The sequence below is a fragment of the Streptomyces sp. SAS_270 genome, from assembly GCF_052543295.1.
The window spans coordinates 16,907-32,991 of record NZ_JBMNDS010000102.1 but is presented as its reverse complement, the minus strand read 5'-3'; the positions used below and the strand labels follow the sequence as shown (position 1 = coordinate 32,991).

At 70.4% G+C, this 16,085-nt stretch carries 10 protein-coding genes; 7 read left to right on the top strand and 3 right to left on the bottom strand.

Annotated features, from left to right (window positions below; translation table 11 throughout):
* Positions 1-79: 79 nt before the first annotated feature.
* Genes ACN6LB_RS40825 through ACN6LB_RS40815 form a run of 3 tightly spaced genes read right to left on the bottom strand, consistent with a single transcriptional unit; the run spans position 80 to position 5,276 of the window.
* On the bottom strand, positions 80-3,127 hold the full coding sequence (locus ACN6LB_RS40825) for an alpha-mannosidase (protein ID WP_445030296.1): 3,048 nt from the start codon (positions 3,125-3,127) through the stop codon (positions 80-82).
* A gap of 47 nt (positions 3,128-3,174) precedes the next feature.
* Entirely contained in the window at positions 3,175-4,512 is a 1,338-nt protein-coding gene (locus ACN6LB_RS40820; protein WP_445030295.1) for a 6-phospho-beta-glucosidase, read from the bottom strand.
* Entirely contained in the window at positions 4,509-5,276 is a 768-nt protein-coding gene (locus ACN6LB_RS40815; protein WP_356140443.1) for a DeoR/GlpR family DNA-binding transcription regulator, read from the bottom strand. Before ACN6LB_RS40815 ends, ACN6LB_RS40820 begins: the two co-directional genes overlap by 4 nt.
* A gap of 151 nt (positions 5,277-5,427) precedes the next feature.
* Here ACN6LB_RS40815 and ACN6LB_RS40810 point away from each other — a divergent pair, with 151 nt between their 5' ends.
* From ACN6LB_RS40810 to ACN6LB_RS40780, 7 genes are read left to right on the top strand one after another with little or no spacing between them, the layout of a single operon-like run.
* Positions 5,428-6,435 (top strand): carbohydrate kinase family protein, encoded by a 1,008-nt coding sequence (locus tag ACN6LB_RS40810; RefSeq protein WP_445030294.1) that lies wholly within the window; start codon positions 5,428-5,430, stop codon positions 6,433-6,435.
* A 43-nt stretch (positions 6,436-6,478) separates the two neighbouring features.
* Positions 6,479-7,765 carry an extracellular solute-binding protein gene (locus tag ACN6LB_RS40805; protein ID WP_445030293.1) on the top strand — a complete coding sequence of 429 codons (1,287 nt, stop codon included), beginning with the start codon at positions 6,479-6,481 and terminating at the stop codon, positions 7,763-7,765.
* Positions 7,765-8,715, top strand: a complete 951-nt coding sequence (locus tag ACN6LB_RS40800) for a carbohydrate ABC transporter permease (protein ID WP_445030292.1) — start codon at positions 7,765-7,767, stop codon at positions 8,713-8,715. The genes ACN6LB_RS40805 and ACN6LB_RS40800 overlap by 1 nt, the downstream gene beginning before the upstream one ends.
* Before the next feature lie 14 nt (positions 8,716-8,729).
* On the top strand, positions 8,730-9,590 hold the full coding sequence (locus tag ACN6LB_RS40795) for a carbohydrate ABC transporter permease (RefSeq protein WP_445030291.1): 861 nt from the start codon (positions 8,730-8,732) through the stop codon (positions 9,588-9,590).
* Entirely contained in the window at positions 9,587-12,511 is a 2,925-nt protein-coding gene (locus tag ACN6LB_RS40790; RefSeq protein ID WP_445030290.1) for a glycoside hydrolase family 2 TIM barrel-domain containing protein, read from the top strand. The genes ACN6LB_RS40795 and ACN6LB_RS40790 overlap by 4 nt, the downstream gene beginning before the upstream one ends.
* A gap of 35 nt (positions 12,512-12,546) precedes the next feature.
* Positions 12,547-14,373 (top strand): LamG-like jellyroll fold domain-containing protein, encoded by a 1,827-nt coding sequence (locus tag ACN6LB_RS40785; RefSeq protein ID WP_445030289.1) that lies wholly within the window; start codon positions 12,547-12,549, stop codon positions 14,371-14,373.
* 27 nt (positions 14,374-14,400) lie between these two features.
* Complete coding sequence (locus ACN6LB_RS40780) at positions 14,401-16,071, top strand: histidinol-phosphatase (protein ID WP_445030288.1); 1,671 nt, start codon at positions 14,401-14,403, stop codon at positions 16,069-16,071.
* The last annotated feature ends 14 nt before the right edge of the window (positions 16,072-16,085 follow it).

Below are 16,085 nucleotides of genomic sequence, written 5' to 3'. Positions count from 1 at the left end.
CCCCCCCCCCCCCCCCCCCCCCCCCCCCCCCCCCCCCCCCCCCCCCCCCCCCCCCCCCCCCCGCCACCTGTCTGTCTGCCTACCTACTTGCCACGGCCAGCCGCAGCGTCTGCACCTCGAAGGGCCGCAGCGACACGGCCACCGCGTCCCCGTCGGCGTCCACCGGCGTCAGGGGGCGCTCCAGCAGGTCGGTGATCTGTGCGTCCGCCAGCGGGAAGCCGGTGCGCAGCACGCCCTGGGCGCGCCCGCCGCGGCACTCGTACAGCCGCACCACCACGTCACCGGAGCCGTCGTCGGCGAGCTTGACCGCCTCCACGGTGACGCCGTCGCCGTCCACGGAGACGACCGGGCGCGGGGCGCCTGCCGCGTCCGCGACCCGCAGGGGCAGGTTGAGCGCGTAGCCCTCGGCGACCGCGTCCTCGACGCTCGCGCCGGGCAGCAGGGCGTAGGTGAAGCGGTGCCTGCCCTGGTCGGCCTCGGGGTCCGGCACGCGCGGGGCGCGGACCAGGCTGAGGCCGACCGTGGTCGTCGTACCGCCGTCCTCGCGGACCGTGCGGGTGACGTCGTGGCCGTACGTCGAGTCGTTGATGACCGCGACGCCGTAGCCCGGTTCGCCGAGGTGCACCCAGCGGTGGCCGTAGACCTCGAAGCGGGCCGCTTCCCAGCTGGTGTTGGTGTGGGTGGGGCGCTGGACATGGCCGAACTGGATCTCGGCGGAGGAGTGGGGCGCCCGGATGTCCACCGGGAAGTACGCCTTGAGGATCTTCTCGGCCTCGTGCCAGTCGATGTCGGTCTCGATGTCGATGCGGGGGCTGCCGGCGCGGACGGTGATCGTCTGCGTGATGTGCGAGCCCTTGCCGAAGGACCGCTCCACCTTCAGTGCGCCGAGCAGCGGACCGTCCTCGGCCACCGTGACCGACTCCGGGTCGAGCAGGTCCGTGTAGCGGTTCTTGTAGTGCTTGTCGATGTCCCAGGCGTCCCAGTAGTTGGGCAGGTCCGTGTGCAGGCGGAGCAGGTTGCCCTGGCCGGCGACGACCTCGCGGCCGGCGACGAGGTCGCGCACGGAGGACAGTGTGCCGTCCTCGGCCACCTCGACGCGGACCAGCCCGTTGTCGAGGACGCGGCCGGTGACCGTCACCGGCCGGGCGGGCTCGGCGCCTTCCAGGGCCGCGCTGCCGTTCGCCGGTACCTCCACGTACGCCGGGTCGCCGGCCGCCGTGCGGACCACCTCGGCCCGGTCGAACGGACTCGTGTTGAAGACCCGCGCCCCGCCACCGCCGAGCGCGGCGACCGCCTCGGCCGTCAACACCTCCAGCTCCTCGGCCACCCGCGCGTATTCGGCCTCCGCCTCGCGGTGCACCCAGGCGATCGAGGACCCCGGCAGGATGTCGTGGAACTGGTGGAGCAGGACCGTCTTCCAGAGCCGGTCGAGCTTCTCGTACGGGTAGGCGTAGCCCGGCGCGTGCAGTGCGGCCGTGGTCGCCCACAACTCGGCCTCGCGCAGCTTGTGTTCGCTGCGCCGGTTGCCCTGCTTGGTGCGGGCCTGGGAGGTGTAGGTGGCCCGGTGCAGCTCCAGGTAGAGCTCGCCGACCCAGACCGGGGCGTCGGGGTATTCCTCGCGGGCGGCGGCGAAGAACGCGTCGGGGTGCTCGATCACGACCTTGGGCGAGCCCTCCAGGTCGGCGAGCCTGCGCGCGCGTTCCATGATCTCGCGGGTGGGACCGCCACCGCCGTCGCCCCAGCCGAACGGCGCCAGTGAGCGCGTACCGCGGCCCTTGTCGGCGTAGTTGCGGACGGTGCGGGACATCTCCTCGCCGCTGAAGCGGGCGTTGTAGGTGTCGATGGGCGGGAAGTGCGTGAAGATGCGGGTGCCGTCGATGCCCTCCCACCAGAAGGTGTGGTGGGGCAGCTTGTTGGTCTGGTTCCAGGACAGCTTCTGGGTCAGGAACCACTCGTTGCCTGCGAGCTTGGCGAGCTGCGGGTAGGCCGCGTTGTAGCCGAAGGAGTCGGGCAGCCAGACGCCCTTGGTCTCGACGCCGAAGTGGTCCATGAAGAACCGCTTGCCGTGCACCAGCTGGCGGGCGATCGCCTCGCCGCCGGGCAGGTTGCCGTCGGCCTCCACCCACATGCCGCCGACCGGCGCCCACTGGCCCTTCTTCACGGACTCCTGGATCCGGGCCCACACCTGCGGGTAGTTGTCGCGCACCCACTCGTACTGCTGGGCCTGCGAGCAGGCGAAGATGAAGTCGTCGTACTCGTCGGCGAGCGCGGTGACGTTGGAGAAGGTGCGGGACGTCTTGCGCTTGGTCTCGCGGATCGGCCACAGCCAGGCGGAGTCGATGTGCGCGTGGCCGACACCGGAGACGGTGTGGGCGCTGGCGTGCGCGGGCCTGGCCAGGGCGGGCCTGAGCACGGCGCGGACGTCCGCCGCGGAGCCGGAGATGTCGTCCAGGTCCAGCACGTCCAGGGCGCGGTCCAGGGTGTGCATGATCTCGTGGCGGCGCGGCTCGTGCTCGCCGAGCTCCAGCATCAGTTCGCGCAGCACCTGGACGTCGAGGTCGAGGTGGAAGACCTCCTCGTCGAGGACGGCGATGTCGGCGCGCCGGAAGGTGTAGAGGGGCTTGTCGCCGGCGGTGAGGACGTCGCCGAGCGGCGTCGGGCGGGCGAAGTCATTGGCCAGGATGTCGGGGTTGGAGGCCGCCTCGACCAGGTAGTCGATCGTCTCGCCGCCCGTCACCGGATTGCCGATCGGCACGTACTGGTTGAGCGGGTTGACCGCCTTCAGCGGTGTCCCGTCCGTGCGGTGGACGAGGGCCTCGGCCTGGTTGCCGGGCCAGTCACCGGTGAAGCCGAGGTCGATGACGGCCTCGACGCGCTTGCCGGCCCACTCGGCGGGCACCTCGCCGCGCATCCGGAACCAGGTCGTGCCCCAGGGCGGACCCCACGGGGTGTCCATGGCGAAGGGCTCGTAGCCGGCGGCGGAGGCCTCCTCGAAGGAGACCGGCTCCCCCGGCGCCTGCCACGCCTCGACCTCGAAGGGGACGCAGGCCGCGTGGATCGCGGGCTTGATGCGCTGGTTGTGGATGCGCTCTGCGCGCTCCTCGATCCGGCGGCGTTCGTCGTGCATGGCGGTTCTCCAGAAGAAAGAGAGGGAAAGCGCTTTCCGGCGAGGGGTTACCCAAGATACGCGAGGCCGGGATGGACCTCGGTGTAGCCCTCGACCAGCCGACGGGCCACGTTCACGGAGTCGACGAGCGGATGCAGCGCGAAGGCCTTCACCGCGGTCGCACGGGAGCCGGACTCCGCCGCGGAGAGCACCTCGCGCTCGACCGCCTTCACCGCGCAGACCAGGCCGGTCGCGTGGTCGGGCAGCGGGGCGACGGCGACCGGGTGCGCTCCGTTGGCGTCGACCAGGCATGGCACCTCGATGACGGCGTCGGCGTCGAGGGCCGAGAGGGTGCCGTGATTGCGCACGTTGAGGATCAGTGTGGTGCGCTCGTCGCGGGCGATGGCCCGCATCAGGGCGAGCGCCACCTTCTCGTAGCCGCCGGAGAGGTCGTCGGCGTCCCGTTCGCCGGCGCCCGCGGTCTCTCGGTTCTCGGACATGTACGTGGCCTCGCGCTCGGCCCGGGTGCGGTCCCAGACGGACAGGGCCGAGGCGTCGGTGCGCTTCATCTCCTCGTAGAACCGGGCCTGCTGGTCGCGGAGGAAGGCGCCGCGGGTCTTCTCGGCCTGGCTGTAGGAGAGGACCGCCTCGCGGTTGTAGTAGTAGTAGTGCAGGTACTCGTTCGGGACGGCGCCGAGGGACTGGAGCCATTCCGGGCCGAAGAGCTTGCCCTCCTCGAAGGAGCCGAGCAGTTCGGTGTCGGCGAGCAGGCGCGGGAGCTCGTCCCGGCCGGCGACGCGCAGGCCGCGCACCCAGCCGAGGTGGTTGAGGCCGACGTAGTCGATGAACGCCTCGCGCGGGTTCGCGCCCAGCACCCGGGCGATACGGCGGCCGAGGCCGACCGGCGAGTCGCAGATGCCGATGACCCGGTTGCCGAGATGGCGGGACATGGCCTCGGTGACCAGTCCTGCCGGGTTGGTGAAGTTGATGACCCAGGCGTCGGGGGCGAGCTTGGCCACGCGCCGCGCGATGTCGACGGCCACGGGCACGGTGCGCAGGCCGTAGGCGATGCCGCCCGCGCCGACCGTCTCCTGGCCGAGGACGCCCTGCGCGAGGGCGACCCGTTCGTCGTTCGCGCGGCCCTCCAGGCCACCGACGCGGATCGCGGAGAACACGAAGTCGGCGCCGCGCAGTGCCTCGTCGAGGTCGGTGGTGGCCGTCACCTGTGGCGCGTCGGGGACCTGGGAAGCCTGTTCGGCGAGCACCCGGGTGACCGCGGACAGCCTCGCCGCGTCCAGGTCGTGCAGCACCACCCGGGTGACGCGGCCCTCGGCGCGGTCCCCGAGGAGTGCCCCGTACACGAGCGGTACGCGGAATCCGCCGCCGCCCAGAATCGTCAGCTTCACGCTGCCCCTGCCTCTCCTGCCACGACCACGTCGACGCCCGCCTCCTCCAGGGAGGCGCGTGTCGCCGCGTCCACCGGCGCGTTCGTCACCACCACGTCCAGGTCCTCGGGCCCGCAGACCTTCGCCATCCCGGTGCCCGGGAACTTGGCGGCGTCGGCGAGCAGGACCACCCGGTCGCTCGCCTTGATCATGGCTCGCTTGACCGGCACCTCGACGACCGTGGTGTCCATCACCTGACCGCCGGGCCGTACTCCACTGGTACCCAGGAAGAGCCAGTCGGCGTGCAGCTGGCGGAGGTTGTCCTCGGTGAGGAAGCCGACCAGGGAGCGGTACTCGCGGCGGACCATGCCGCCGAGCAGCACCAGGTCGATGTCCTCGTCGTCGGCGAGTTCCTCGTAGACCACGAGGTTGCTGGTGATCACGGTGATGCGGCGGCCGTGCAGCTGCCGGGCGAGCCGGTAGGCGGTGGTGCCGATGTCGAGCAGCACCGACTGGCCGTCCGCGACCATCGCCGCGGCGTGCGCGGCTATCACGTCCTTCTCGGACACCCGGACCTCGGCGACCTCGGCGAAGGGCTGGTCGCCCTCCTCGGCGACGGCACCGCCGTGCACACGCGTGAGAAGCCCGTCCTCCTCAAGTTTGACCAGGTCCCGTCTGACCGTGGCGGGGCTCACACCCAGTCGCTCGGAGAGATCGGTCACGGCCGCCGGACCGCCCGAGCGCAGGGCCCGCAGGATGAGTTGATGTCGTCGTTCTGCCAGCACGGCGTGAACACTACTCGTCATCTTCAATCATTTCCATGCTCAGTTCTGCTCAGGTATTGACCAATCTCGCGGAGCGGCGCACGATTCCGGTCACCGAAATGAAGAGTTTTGACGAGCTCTCCACAACGACCGGAAGCGAGAGGACATATCCGTGGACGACGACCGGCCCGACGTACTGCTGACCGGGCTGCTCTTCTACGACCTCGTCCTCACGGGGCTGGGAAAGCCGCCGACGCCCGGCGAGGAGATCTGGACCGACGGCATGGGCAGCAGCCCCGGCGGCATCGCCAACCTGGCGGTGGCCGCGGCCCGCTTCGGCCTGAAGACCTCTCTGGCGACGGTCTTCGGCGACGACTACTACGGCGCGTACTGCCGCGGGGTCCTCGCCGACCAGGAGGGCGTCGACCTCTCCCTCTCCCGCACCGCGGACGGCTGGCACACCCCCGTCACCGTCTCGCTCGCCTACGGCCACGACCGGGCCCTCGTCACCCACGGCCAGGAGCCTCCGTACTCGCAGGACGCGCTGATGGGCGACCCGCCCGAGGCCCGCACCGCCCTCGTGCACCTGGAGGCCGAGCCGCGCGGCTGGCTCGGCAAGGCCGCCGCGAACGGCACACAGATCTACGCGGACGTCGGCTGGGACCCCACCCAGCAGTGGTCCCGCGATCTCCTCGACCAGCTCTCCCTGTGCCACGCCTTCCTCCCCAACGAGGCCGAGGCGATGGCCTACACCCGCACCGACAGCGCGCTCGCCGCACTCGGCACACTCACCGAACTGGTGCCGGTAGCCGTGGTCACCCGCGGCGGCGACGGAGCCGTGGCGGTGGACCAGACGACGGGCGAGTACGCGGACGTTCCCGCCCTCGACGTCGACGTCCTGGACGCGACGGGCGCCGGCGACGTCTTCGGCGCGAGCTTCGTCGCGGCCTCGCTCGGCGGCTGGCCGCTTCAGGAGCGGCTGCGCTTCGCGGTCCTCGCCGCGGGGCTCTCCGTGCAGCGGCACAGCGGGGCGCTCGCCGCACCCGGCTGGTACGGCGTCGACCGCTGGTGGCGCACCCTCGACGACCCCGAGCTGCGGCGCACGTACGGCTTCCTGGCCGACCGCATCCCGGCGGATCCGGGCCCGCCCACCCGCGGCGCCCCCGTCACCCCCCAATGATCCGCACCCCTCAGACACAAAGATCCGAAAGGCGGTGGGAGCTGTGCGGCTCTCACGAAGAGGCCTGCTGCGCGCGGGCCTGGCCGGCACGGCCGCCACGGCGCTCGGCGGCCTGGCGTCCGGCTGTGCCGTTCCGACCGGCTCGACCGGCCGGAACATGGTCCTGTGGTACTGGAGCGGCGGTCTCAGCGACACCGTCGTGAAGAACGCCAAGGCCCGCTACGACAGTTCGGTGAGCCTGGACGCCATCCAGATCGGCGGCCAGTACCGCTCCAAGCTCATCACCACCATCACCGGCCGGGCCCACATCCCCGACATCGCGGGGCTCAAGGGCGAGGACATGGCCGCCTACCTGCCGAACGCGGACCAGTTCATCGATCTGCGGACACTGGGCGCGGAGAAGTACAAGAGCCAGTACCTGTCCTGGAAGTGGGACCAGGGCATCGCCGACGACGGCACGATGGTCGGCTTCCCGATCGACTGCGGGCCGGTCGCGCACTACTACCAGTACGAGATCTTCCGCAAGGCGGGACTGCCGTACGAACCCGACGACGTGACGAACGAACTCAACACCTGGGAGAGGTTCTTCGACGCGGGCGTGCAGCTCGGCAAGCGGGTCCCGGATGCCAAGCTGCTCACCGACGTCAACTCCGTCTTCGAGAACGTCGTGCAGCAGGGCGCACAGAGGTACGTCGACAAGGACCGCCACTTCATCGGCGACCAGGAGCATGTGCGCCGGGCCTGGGCGCTCGCCGTGGAGGCCAAGCGGCGAGGCATCGTCTCGGACCTGGTCAGCGGCACCCCGGACCAGCAGTCGGCCATCCAGGACGGCAAGCTGCCGAGCCAGCTGAACGCCTCCTGGGCCTCCTTCGACATCAAGAACGGCGTGCCGAAGACCAAGGGCAAGTGGCGGGTGGCGCAGATGCCGGTGCGGCCCGCCAACAGCGGCGGCTCGTTCCTGTCGATCACCAAGGCGTGCCGGGAGCCCGAGCGGGCCTTCGAGATCATCGCCTGGATGCTCAACGCGGGCAACCAGGCCCAGGGTTACGTCGACGCGGGTCTCTTCCCTTCCACGCCCGCCTCCTACGACCTGAAGCAGATGCAGGAGTCCGACGACTTCTTCGGCGGGCAGGTGACGACCGACATCTTCGGGCCCGCCGCGCAGAAGATCGTGGTCGCCTACAACAGCCCGTTCGACGTCGCGCTCGGGCAGCCCATCAAGGACGAGATCAAGAACGTCGGCGTCCTCGGCAAGGACCCGAAGAAGGCCTGGAGTGACGCCATGAGCAAGTGCCGTCGCATCGCGAAGCACCTGGGGGTGAGCTACTGATGGCCGTCCTCGAACAGACCCCGCCCGCCGTGAGAGAACCCATCGCGGTCCGGCCGAAGAAGGGCCTGCGCAAGTACTGGCACCTCTACGCGGCGATTTCCCCGTTCTATCTGATCTTCCTCGGCTTCGGCCTGTTCCCGGTCGGCTTCTCGCTCTACCTGTCCTTCCACCGCTGGGACGGCCTCGGCACCATGGAGTGGGCCGGGCTCTCGCAGTACCAGTACCTGCTGAGCGACAGCGACTTCTGGAACTCCATCGGCAACACGATCATCATCTGGGCGCTGGCCACCTTCCCCATGATCTTCCTGGCGATGGTCACGGCCGTGATGCTCAACTCCGCGGTCCGGTTCAAGAACGTGTACCGCTTCGCGTACTTCCTGCCGAACGTCACCTCGGTCGTCGCCATCGCGATCGTCTTCGGCTCGATCTTCTCCACCAACGCCGGCATGGTGAACGCCGTCCTGCACGCGGTGGGGATCGACCAGGTGGCGTGGCTGAACACACCCTGGGGCATCAAGGTCACCATCGCGGCCCTGATGACCTGGCAGTGGACCGGTTACAACGCCATCATCTTCCTCGCCGGACTCCAGACCGTCCCGAGCGATCTGTACGAGGCGGCGCGCATGGACGGCGCCGGACCGATCCAGACCTTCTTCCGGATCACGCTCCCGCTTCTGAGGCCCACGCTGCTGTTCGTGCTCGTCGTCTCGACGGTCACGGGCCTGCAGAGCTTCTCCGAGCCGCAGGTGCTGCTCCAGACCTCGTCCAACGACTCGACGTTCGCGGGCGGTCCGGGCCACTCCGGCCAGACGATGGTCCTCTATTTCTTCCAGCAGACCTTCGACAACAACGACTTCGGGTACGGCGCCGCGGTGGCCTGGGGCATCTTCCTCGTCGTCGTCCTCTTCTCGATCATCAACTGGCGCCTCGTGCAGCGCCGCGGCGACTAGGAAGGGCGCGCATCATGGCATCCATCAAGGAGTCCCGCACCTCCATCAGGGGGTCCCGCCGCAGAGGGATCGCGCTGCACCTCCCGCTGATCGTCGGCACCCTGCTCTCGGCCTTCCCGTTCTACTGGGCCGTGATCATGTCGACGCACAGCTCGTCGGAGATCTTCTCCTACCCGCCCAAACTGCTGCCGGGCACGCACTTCCTGGAGAACGTCCGGGGTCTCTTCGACGCCATCGACTTCTTCGGGTCGATGTGGAACTCGCTGCTGGTCGCGGTGTCGGTGACCTTCCTGGTCCTGCTCTTCGACTCCCTCGCCGCCTTCGTCTTCGCCAAGTTCGAGTTCCCCGGCAAGGGGCCGCTGTTCGGGCTGCTCATGGTCATCTTCATGGTCCCGGCGCAGCTCTCGGTCATCCCGCAGTTCGTGATCATGGCGAAGATCGGCTGGATCGGCTCGATGACCGCGCTGATCGTTCCGGCCGCGGCCAACGCCTTCGGCATCTTCTGGATGCGCCAGTACATGAAGTCCGCCATCCACGACGAGCTGCTCGACGCCTCCAAGCTCGACGGCGCGAACTTCCTGCGCCAGTACTGGCATGTGGCGCTGCCGGTGGTCCGCCCCGGCCTCGCCTTCCTCGGCATCTTCACCTTCATGGGCCAGTGGAACGACTTCGCGTGGCCCCTGATCTCCCTCACCAACCCCGACAACGTGACCCTCCAGGTCGCGCTGTCCCAGCTCAACGGCACCCACGGCACCACCGACTACGGCATCGTGATGACCGGCGCCCTGCTCGCCCTCATCCCGCTGCTGATCGTGTTCGCGGTCGGCGCGAAGCAGATCATCGGCGACCTCGCGAAGGGGGCCGTACGCGGATGACCCACGATCCGCTGATCGCCCTCCGCCCCTGGGAGGCACCCGAGGTGACCTCCTGGGGGCGGCTGCCCATGAACGCCGTCGACCGGCGCTCCGGAGGACTCCCCCTTGACGGCGACTGGCGGTTCCAGTTGCTGTCGGCTCCGGACGCGCCGGTCGGCGGTGCCTGGTCGTCGGCGTGCGTCCCCGGCGTCTGGACCATGCAGGGCACGGACGATCTGCCGCAGTACACGAACGTGCGGATGCCGTTCGCGCAGGTCCCGCCCGGCTCCCCTCCGGCGAACCCGACGGGGGTGTACGAGCGTGAGGTCGACGTCCCCGCCGACTGGGCCGGACGCCGGATCGTGCTCCAGGTCGGTGCCGCCGAGAGCGTGCTGCTGGTGCACGTGGACGGGCGGCCGGTGGGCATCTCCAAGGACTCCCATCTGGCGGCCGAGTTCGACCTGACCACTCTGGTGACGCCGGGAGCACGCAGCACCGTACGGCTGACCGTCGTGAAATGGTCGGACGCCTCGCACATCGAGGACCAGGACCAGTGGTGGCACGGCGGTGTGACGCGGGCGGTGCTGCTGTACGCTACCGACCCCCTGCATCTGGCCGACGTGACCGTACGGGCGCGACGGGACGGTGAGCTGCGCGTCGACTGCCGGGTGCGGGACAGCCGCGGCGCGCTGCCCGCCGGGTGGTGTGTCAGCGGCGAGCTGGAGGGCCTGCTCCTCACCCAGGACACGGAGTTCGACCGTGCGAACGCCGAGGACGACCGCGTCTCCGACTTCCTCGGCGAGGCCCGCATCCGCGCCCGCGTCCCGGACGTGCGCACCTGGAACGCCGAGACGCCCGAGCTGTACACCCTCACGGTCCGGCTGCACCGCCCGGACGGGACGATCGCCGACACCTCGCGGCACCGCATCGGCTTCCGCGACATCGAGATCGTCGGCCGCGACCTCCTGGTCAACGGCGAGCGCGTCTACATCCGGGGCGTCAACCGGCACGACTTCCACCCGCTGACCGGCCGCACGGTGTCGCACGAGGACATGCGCGCCGACCTGGTGCTGCTGAAGCGGTTCGGCTTCAACGCGATCCGCACCGCGCACTACCCGAACGACCCGGGCCTCTACGACCTCGCCGACGAGCTCGGCCTCTACGTCGTCGACGAGGCGGACATCGAGTCCCACGACCACGCCCACGAGATCGCCGACGACCCGCGCTATCTGAACGCCTTCGTGGACCGGGTCGCACGGATGGTGCTGCGGGACAAGAACCACCCCTCGGTGATCATCTGGTCGCTGGGCAACGAGTCCGACTACGGCGCGAACCACGACGCGGCGGCGGGCTGGGTGCGGCGGCACGATCCGACCCGGCCGCTCCAGTACGAGGGAGCCGCGAAGCTCGACTGGGCGGCGAGCGACGACGCCTCCGACATCGCCTGTCCCATGTACGCGCCGATCGAGGACTGCGTCGCCCACGCCCTGTCGGGCCGGCAGACGCGGCCCCTCATCCAGTGCGAGTACTCGCACGCCATGGGCAACAGCAACGGCACGCTCGCCGACACCTGGGCGGCCATCGAGTCGACCCCGGGTCTTCAGGGCGGTTTCATCTGGGAGTTCTGGGACCACGGCATTCTCCAGCGTGTGAACGACGGAAGACCGGCCGGGCGCGGTGGCGCCTGGCTGTATGACAACGGTGTCGCGGCCCCCGGCCATCGCTGGGCCTACGGCGGCGACTTCGGCGAGACACTCCACGACGGCGCCTTCATCGCCGACGGAGTGGTCTTCCCCGACCGCACGCCGAAGCCGGTGCTGTACGAGCACCGGGAGATCGCGGCGCCGGTGCGGCTGACGTACGAGGACGGGGTCCTCCTCCTCCACAACCGCCTGCACTTCCGCGGGCTGGACTGGCTCGCCGCCCAGTGGGAGCTGTCCCTCGCCCACGGCGGCACCCTGACCGCCCCGGCCGAGCTGCCCGACGTGGCGCCCGGCGCCTCGGCCGTGCTCGCACCTCCCTTCACGCTGCCCGAAGAGGGCGGCGAGGCCTGGCTGACGCTCCGGGTCACGACGGCGCGCGACGAAGCCTGGGCGGCCCGCGGCACGGAGGTCTGCGTGCCGCAGGTGCGGTTGCGGGCGGCCGGTCCGGGAGCCCCGGCCGCCCCGCCGTCCGGTCCCGCCGTCCGGGTCGACGACGACGGCCTGCTCGTCCATCCCCTGCTCACGGCCGCCCCCGCGCTGTCCCTGTGGCGGGCGCCCACCGACAACGACGAGCTCGGCGGCATGGCGTCGCGATGGCGGACGTGGGGGCTCGACACGCTCGTCCGCAAGGTCGTCTCCGTCACGCGTGACGGGGAAAGGGTGACCGTGCTCTGCGAGTACGCCGCAACGCCCGGCGTCGTCCGCCACGAGCAGGCGTTCACACCGGTCGAAGGCGGCGTCCGCGTCGAGGAGTCGGCCGAACTGCCGGCCGCGTTCGACGACGTGGCGCGGGTCGGCTCGGTGTTCGAGACGGTCGGCGGCCTGGACCTGCTGGAGTGGTACGGGCCGGGCCCCTGGGAGTCCTATCCGGACCGCGCCGCCGGAGCACCGGTCGGCCATCACTCCCTTGCGGTGGACGCGCTGTTCACGCCTTACCTGCGCCCGCAGGAGAGCGGCGGCCGGCACGGCGTACGGCACTTCACGCTGTCGGCGCCCGACGCCACCGGCCTCACCGTCGAGCCGGACGAGCCGCGCCAGGTCTCCGTCACCCGCCACCGCGCCGAGGATCTGACCGCCGCCGCGCACCACGACGAGCTGGTGCCGCGCTCCGGATGCGTGGTCCACATCGACGCGGCGCACCGGGGGCTGGGCACGGCGTCGTGCGGCCCCGACACCTCCCCTTCGTACCGCATCCGACCGGGTGTCCACCGCTGGAGCTGGACCCTGCGCGTTCTTTGAATCCCCCGGGCTCAAAACACTCTCACGGAGCACACGTGTGCACTTCGCATGACCACGAACAGGGCGAGGCCGCGCAGGCCGGTGCCGGACGACGCAGTTTCCTCAGGGCCACCGCGCTGCTCGGCGCCGCAGCCACCGCAGGGGTCGCCCTGCCCGCCGTCGCCGAGGCGGCCGACAAGAGCGGGCGGCGGCCCGACACGCAGAGCCGTCGCTTCACTCTCGCGGTGATGCCCGACACCCAGTACCTCTTCGACGGGCCGAGCCTCAACCCCGCGCCCATCGAGGCGTCCCTGCGCTATCTGCTGGAACACGGCAAGGAAGACAACATCGTCTTCCTTTCCCACCTCGGCGACCTCACCCAGAACGGGGCCCCGGAGGAATTCGCGGCGATCGGTGGGGCGTTCGAGCTGCTCGACCGCAAAGGCGTCGGCTACAGCGTGCTGGCCGGCAACCACGACGTGAAGTCGTCGACGGACGACCAGCGCGGCTCGACGCCGTACCTGGACACGTTCGGGCCGCAGCGCTTCAAGGGCAGGCCGACGTTCGGGGGCGCCGGCTCGGACGGCTACAACACCTACCACCTGTTCCAGGCGGCCGGGCGCGAGTGGCTGGTGCTGGCGCTGGACTGGCGGCTGTCGGCGAAGGGGTACGCCTGGGCGAAGGACGTGCTCGCCCGGCATCCGAAGACGCCCGTCATCCTCACCACGCACGAACTCGTCGCCGGGGACGACCAGTTGTCGACGTACGGGCAGCAGCTGTGGGACCAGCTGATCGCGGACCACGACCAGATCTTCCTGACCCTGAACGGCCACTACTGGCCCGCGGGCCGCGCGACCCGCAAGAACGCGGCCGGTCACGAGGTGCACCTGCACCTCACGAACTACCAGAACCGCTACTTCGGCGGCGCGGCGATGATCCGCCTCTACCACTTCGACCTGGACCGGAACGTCATCGACGTCGAGACGGTCTCGCCATGGATCCTGGGCCGGGCCAAGAAGGGGCTCAACGAGCTGGAGCGGCAGGAGATCGAGCTGAGCGGGGACGGGGACCGCTTCTCGGTCGACATCGACTTCGCGGACCGCTTCTCCGGCTTCGACCCGGCTCCGGTGCGCCCCGCCCGGCCCGCCTCGAAGATGCTGATCCCGGGCACGGTCGCGTACTGGCGCTTCGAGGCGCCCGCGAACGGCACCGTCCGTGACCTGTCAGGCCGGGGCAACGACCTCACCGTGGTCCCGGTGGGCGGCGGTTCGCTCGGCTGGTCGGCGGACCACCACCCCGACCAGCCCGGCCACGGCAGCCTGGAGTTCCAGGGCTACAAGTCGCCGCTGAAGGGCGCATACCTGAGAACGGTCGACGGCGCGCCGCTCAACTCGGCCACCTTCAGGAGCGGTTACACCATCGAGGCGTTCTACCGGCTCCCCGCCGACTGGAACCCCGACCACCACGCCTGGGCCGGCATCGTCAGCCGTACGGGTACCGGCGGCGCGGCGGGCAGGACGGGCGACGACCCCGACGAGCCGCTCGCCACCCTGTCCCTCTCCAACGACCGCGAACCGCAGTGGGCCATGCGCCCGCTCAACCAGGAGGGCATCGCCACCAACTGGGGCCAGGAGACACCGCTGGAGACCTGGTGGCACCTCGCGGTCGTCAACGACGGCAGACACACGACGCTGTACGTCGAGGGCTGCCCGGTCGTCCGCAACCCGAAGGCCACCGCGATCGGCATCACCTCCGTCGGCCTGCCCTGGCTGCTCGGCGGCTACACGTACGCCGACAGGATCGACCAGATCCTGCACGGCCGTCTCGGCGATGTCCGCATCGTCTCCCGGGCGCTGCCCGTCACCTCCTTCATGAGCCACTGAGGCCCTCCCGGAAGACCTGGAAACGACATGACCGAGCAGCAGCTGCCCGTCTGGGCCGACCCGTCCGTCTCCCCCGCCCAGCTCGACGCCCAGGGTGTGTCGAGACGCCAACTCATGCGCCGTGCAGGCCTGTTCGGCGCCGCCTTCGCACTCGGATCCGCCGCCACCCCCGCCCTCGCCTCCCCACGGCGAGGCTTCGGCGGCGAGGACCCGCGCCTGGCCTACCTGGTAGGCGACCACCACGTGCACTCCGTCTACAGCCACGACGCCAAGTACACGTTCTCGCAGCAGGCCGGCGCGGCCGCGAAGTACGGCCTGGACTGGATGGTGTTCAACGAGCACTCAAACTTCGGGCACGCCGCCTACGGCGCGAAGCTGGAGCACCAGGAGATTCTGAAGGCGCGCGCCGAGAACCCGCGCCAGCTGATCTTCCAGGGCCTGGAGTGGTACATCCCGGCCGCCGAGCACTGCACGGTGTTCGCCGCGCCCGGACCCCACGAGGTCGACCTGCTCACGCAGTTCGAGCTCGCCTACGACGGCAAGCTCCTCAACTACACCGAGGGCTCAGCGGGCGCGGCCGACACCGCTCGTAACGAGGCGCACGCCGTCAAGGCCATCAAGTGGCTGGCCGAGCAGCGCCGTTCGGGATACGTCGACGACATCCTGGTCCTCGCCAACCACCCGCTGCGCCTCGGCATCGACTCCCCGCACGAGATGCGGGGCTGGCGGGACGCGGCCCCCGAAATCATGATCGGCATGGAGGGCGCGCCCGGCGCCCAGGGCGCGGCCCTGCCCGGCTGGCGCGGGGCGACTTCGATCCGCGGGGAGTACGAGAACAAGCCGTCCGCGCAGTCCTGGTCCGGCTACCCGGCGGACGCGTACCTCACCTACGGCGGCTTCGACTGGGCCACCGCGACCGTCGGCGGGCTGTGGGACTCGATGCTCGCGGAGGGGCGGCTGTTCTCGATCACCACCAACTCCGACAACCACCGCACCGTCTTCGACACGTGGAAGAACGGCGACTGGCCGGCCGGGCAGAACTTCGACACCACCGGAAAGCTCCCCGACCCGGTGAACACCGACACCCCGCAGCCGGGCAGCGACTTCTGGCCCGGCCAGTTCAGCCGCACGCACGTCGGCGTGTCCCGTTACGGCTATCGCGCGGTGATGGCGGGCCTGCGTGCCGGCCGGGTCTGGCTGGACCACGGGCATCTGCTGGACGGGCTCGACGTCCGGGTCAAGCGCGACTGCGACCACGGAAGGGGTGTGACCCTGGGCGGCCGGCTGCGGGTCCGCAGGGGCGAGAAGCTCACCCTGTCGGTGACCGTCACGACGGCCTCGCGCCCCAACCCGCAGGGAATCCTCCCGGAGTTGGCCCATGTCGACGTGATCCGCGGCGCGGTGCGCGGGCCCGTGGCCGACCGTGACACGTGGCGCGCGCCCGACACCCGGGTCGTCCACACGCAGGACGTGAGCGGCCGCAAGGGGACGTACACCCTGCGCATCCCGCTGGTCGCCGGGGACGAGTCCTTCTACGTCCGGCTGCGCGGCAGCGACGGCAACCGTCATGGTGCGGGTTACCTCGGCGCGGCGGTCGACCCGCACGGCCCGATCCCGCACGAGCCGGGCAACGGCGACCCGTGGGTCGACACGTGGTTCTACGCGAACCCGGTCTTCGTCGATGTGGCGGGTGCGTGACGGAGTGTCGGGCC

Excerpts from the sequence above, each read along its gene's own strand:
- ACN6LB_RS40800 (WP_445030292.1), top strand. The coding sequence starts at position 7,765 with ATGGCCGTCCTCGAACAGACCCCGCCCGCCGTGAGAGAACCCATCGCG.
- ACN6LB_RS40795 (WP_445030291.1), top strand. The coding sequence starts at position 8,730 with ATGGCATCCATCAAGGAGTCCCGCACCTCCATCAGGGGGTCCCGCCGC.
- ACN6LB_RS40780 (WP_445030288.1), top strand. The coding sequence starts at position 14,401 with ATGACCGAGCAGCAGCTGCCCGTCTGGGCCGACCCGTCCGTCTCCCCC.
- ACN6LB_RS40790 (WP_445030290.1), top strand. The coding sequence starts at position 9,587 with ATGACCCACGATCCGCTGATCGCCCTCCGCCCCTGGGAGGCACCCGAG.
- ACN6LB_RS40825 (WP_445030296.1), bottom strand. The coding sequence starts at position 3,127 with ATGCACGACGAACGCCGCCGGATCGAGGAGCGCGCAGAGCGCATCCAC.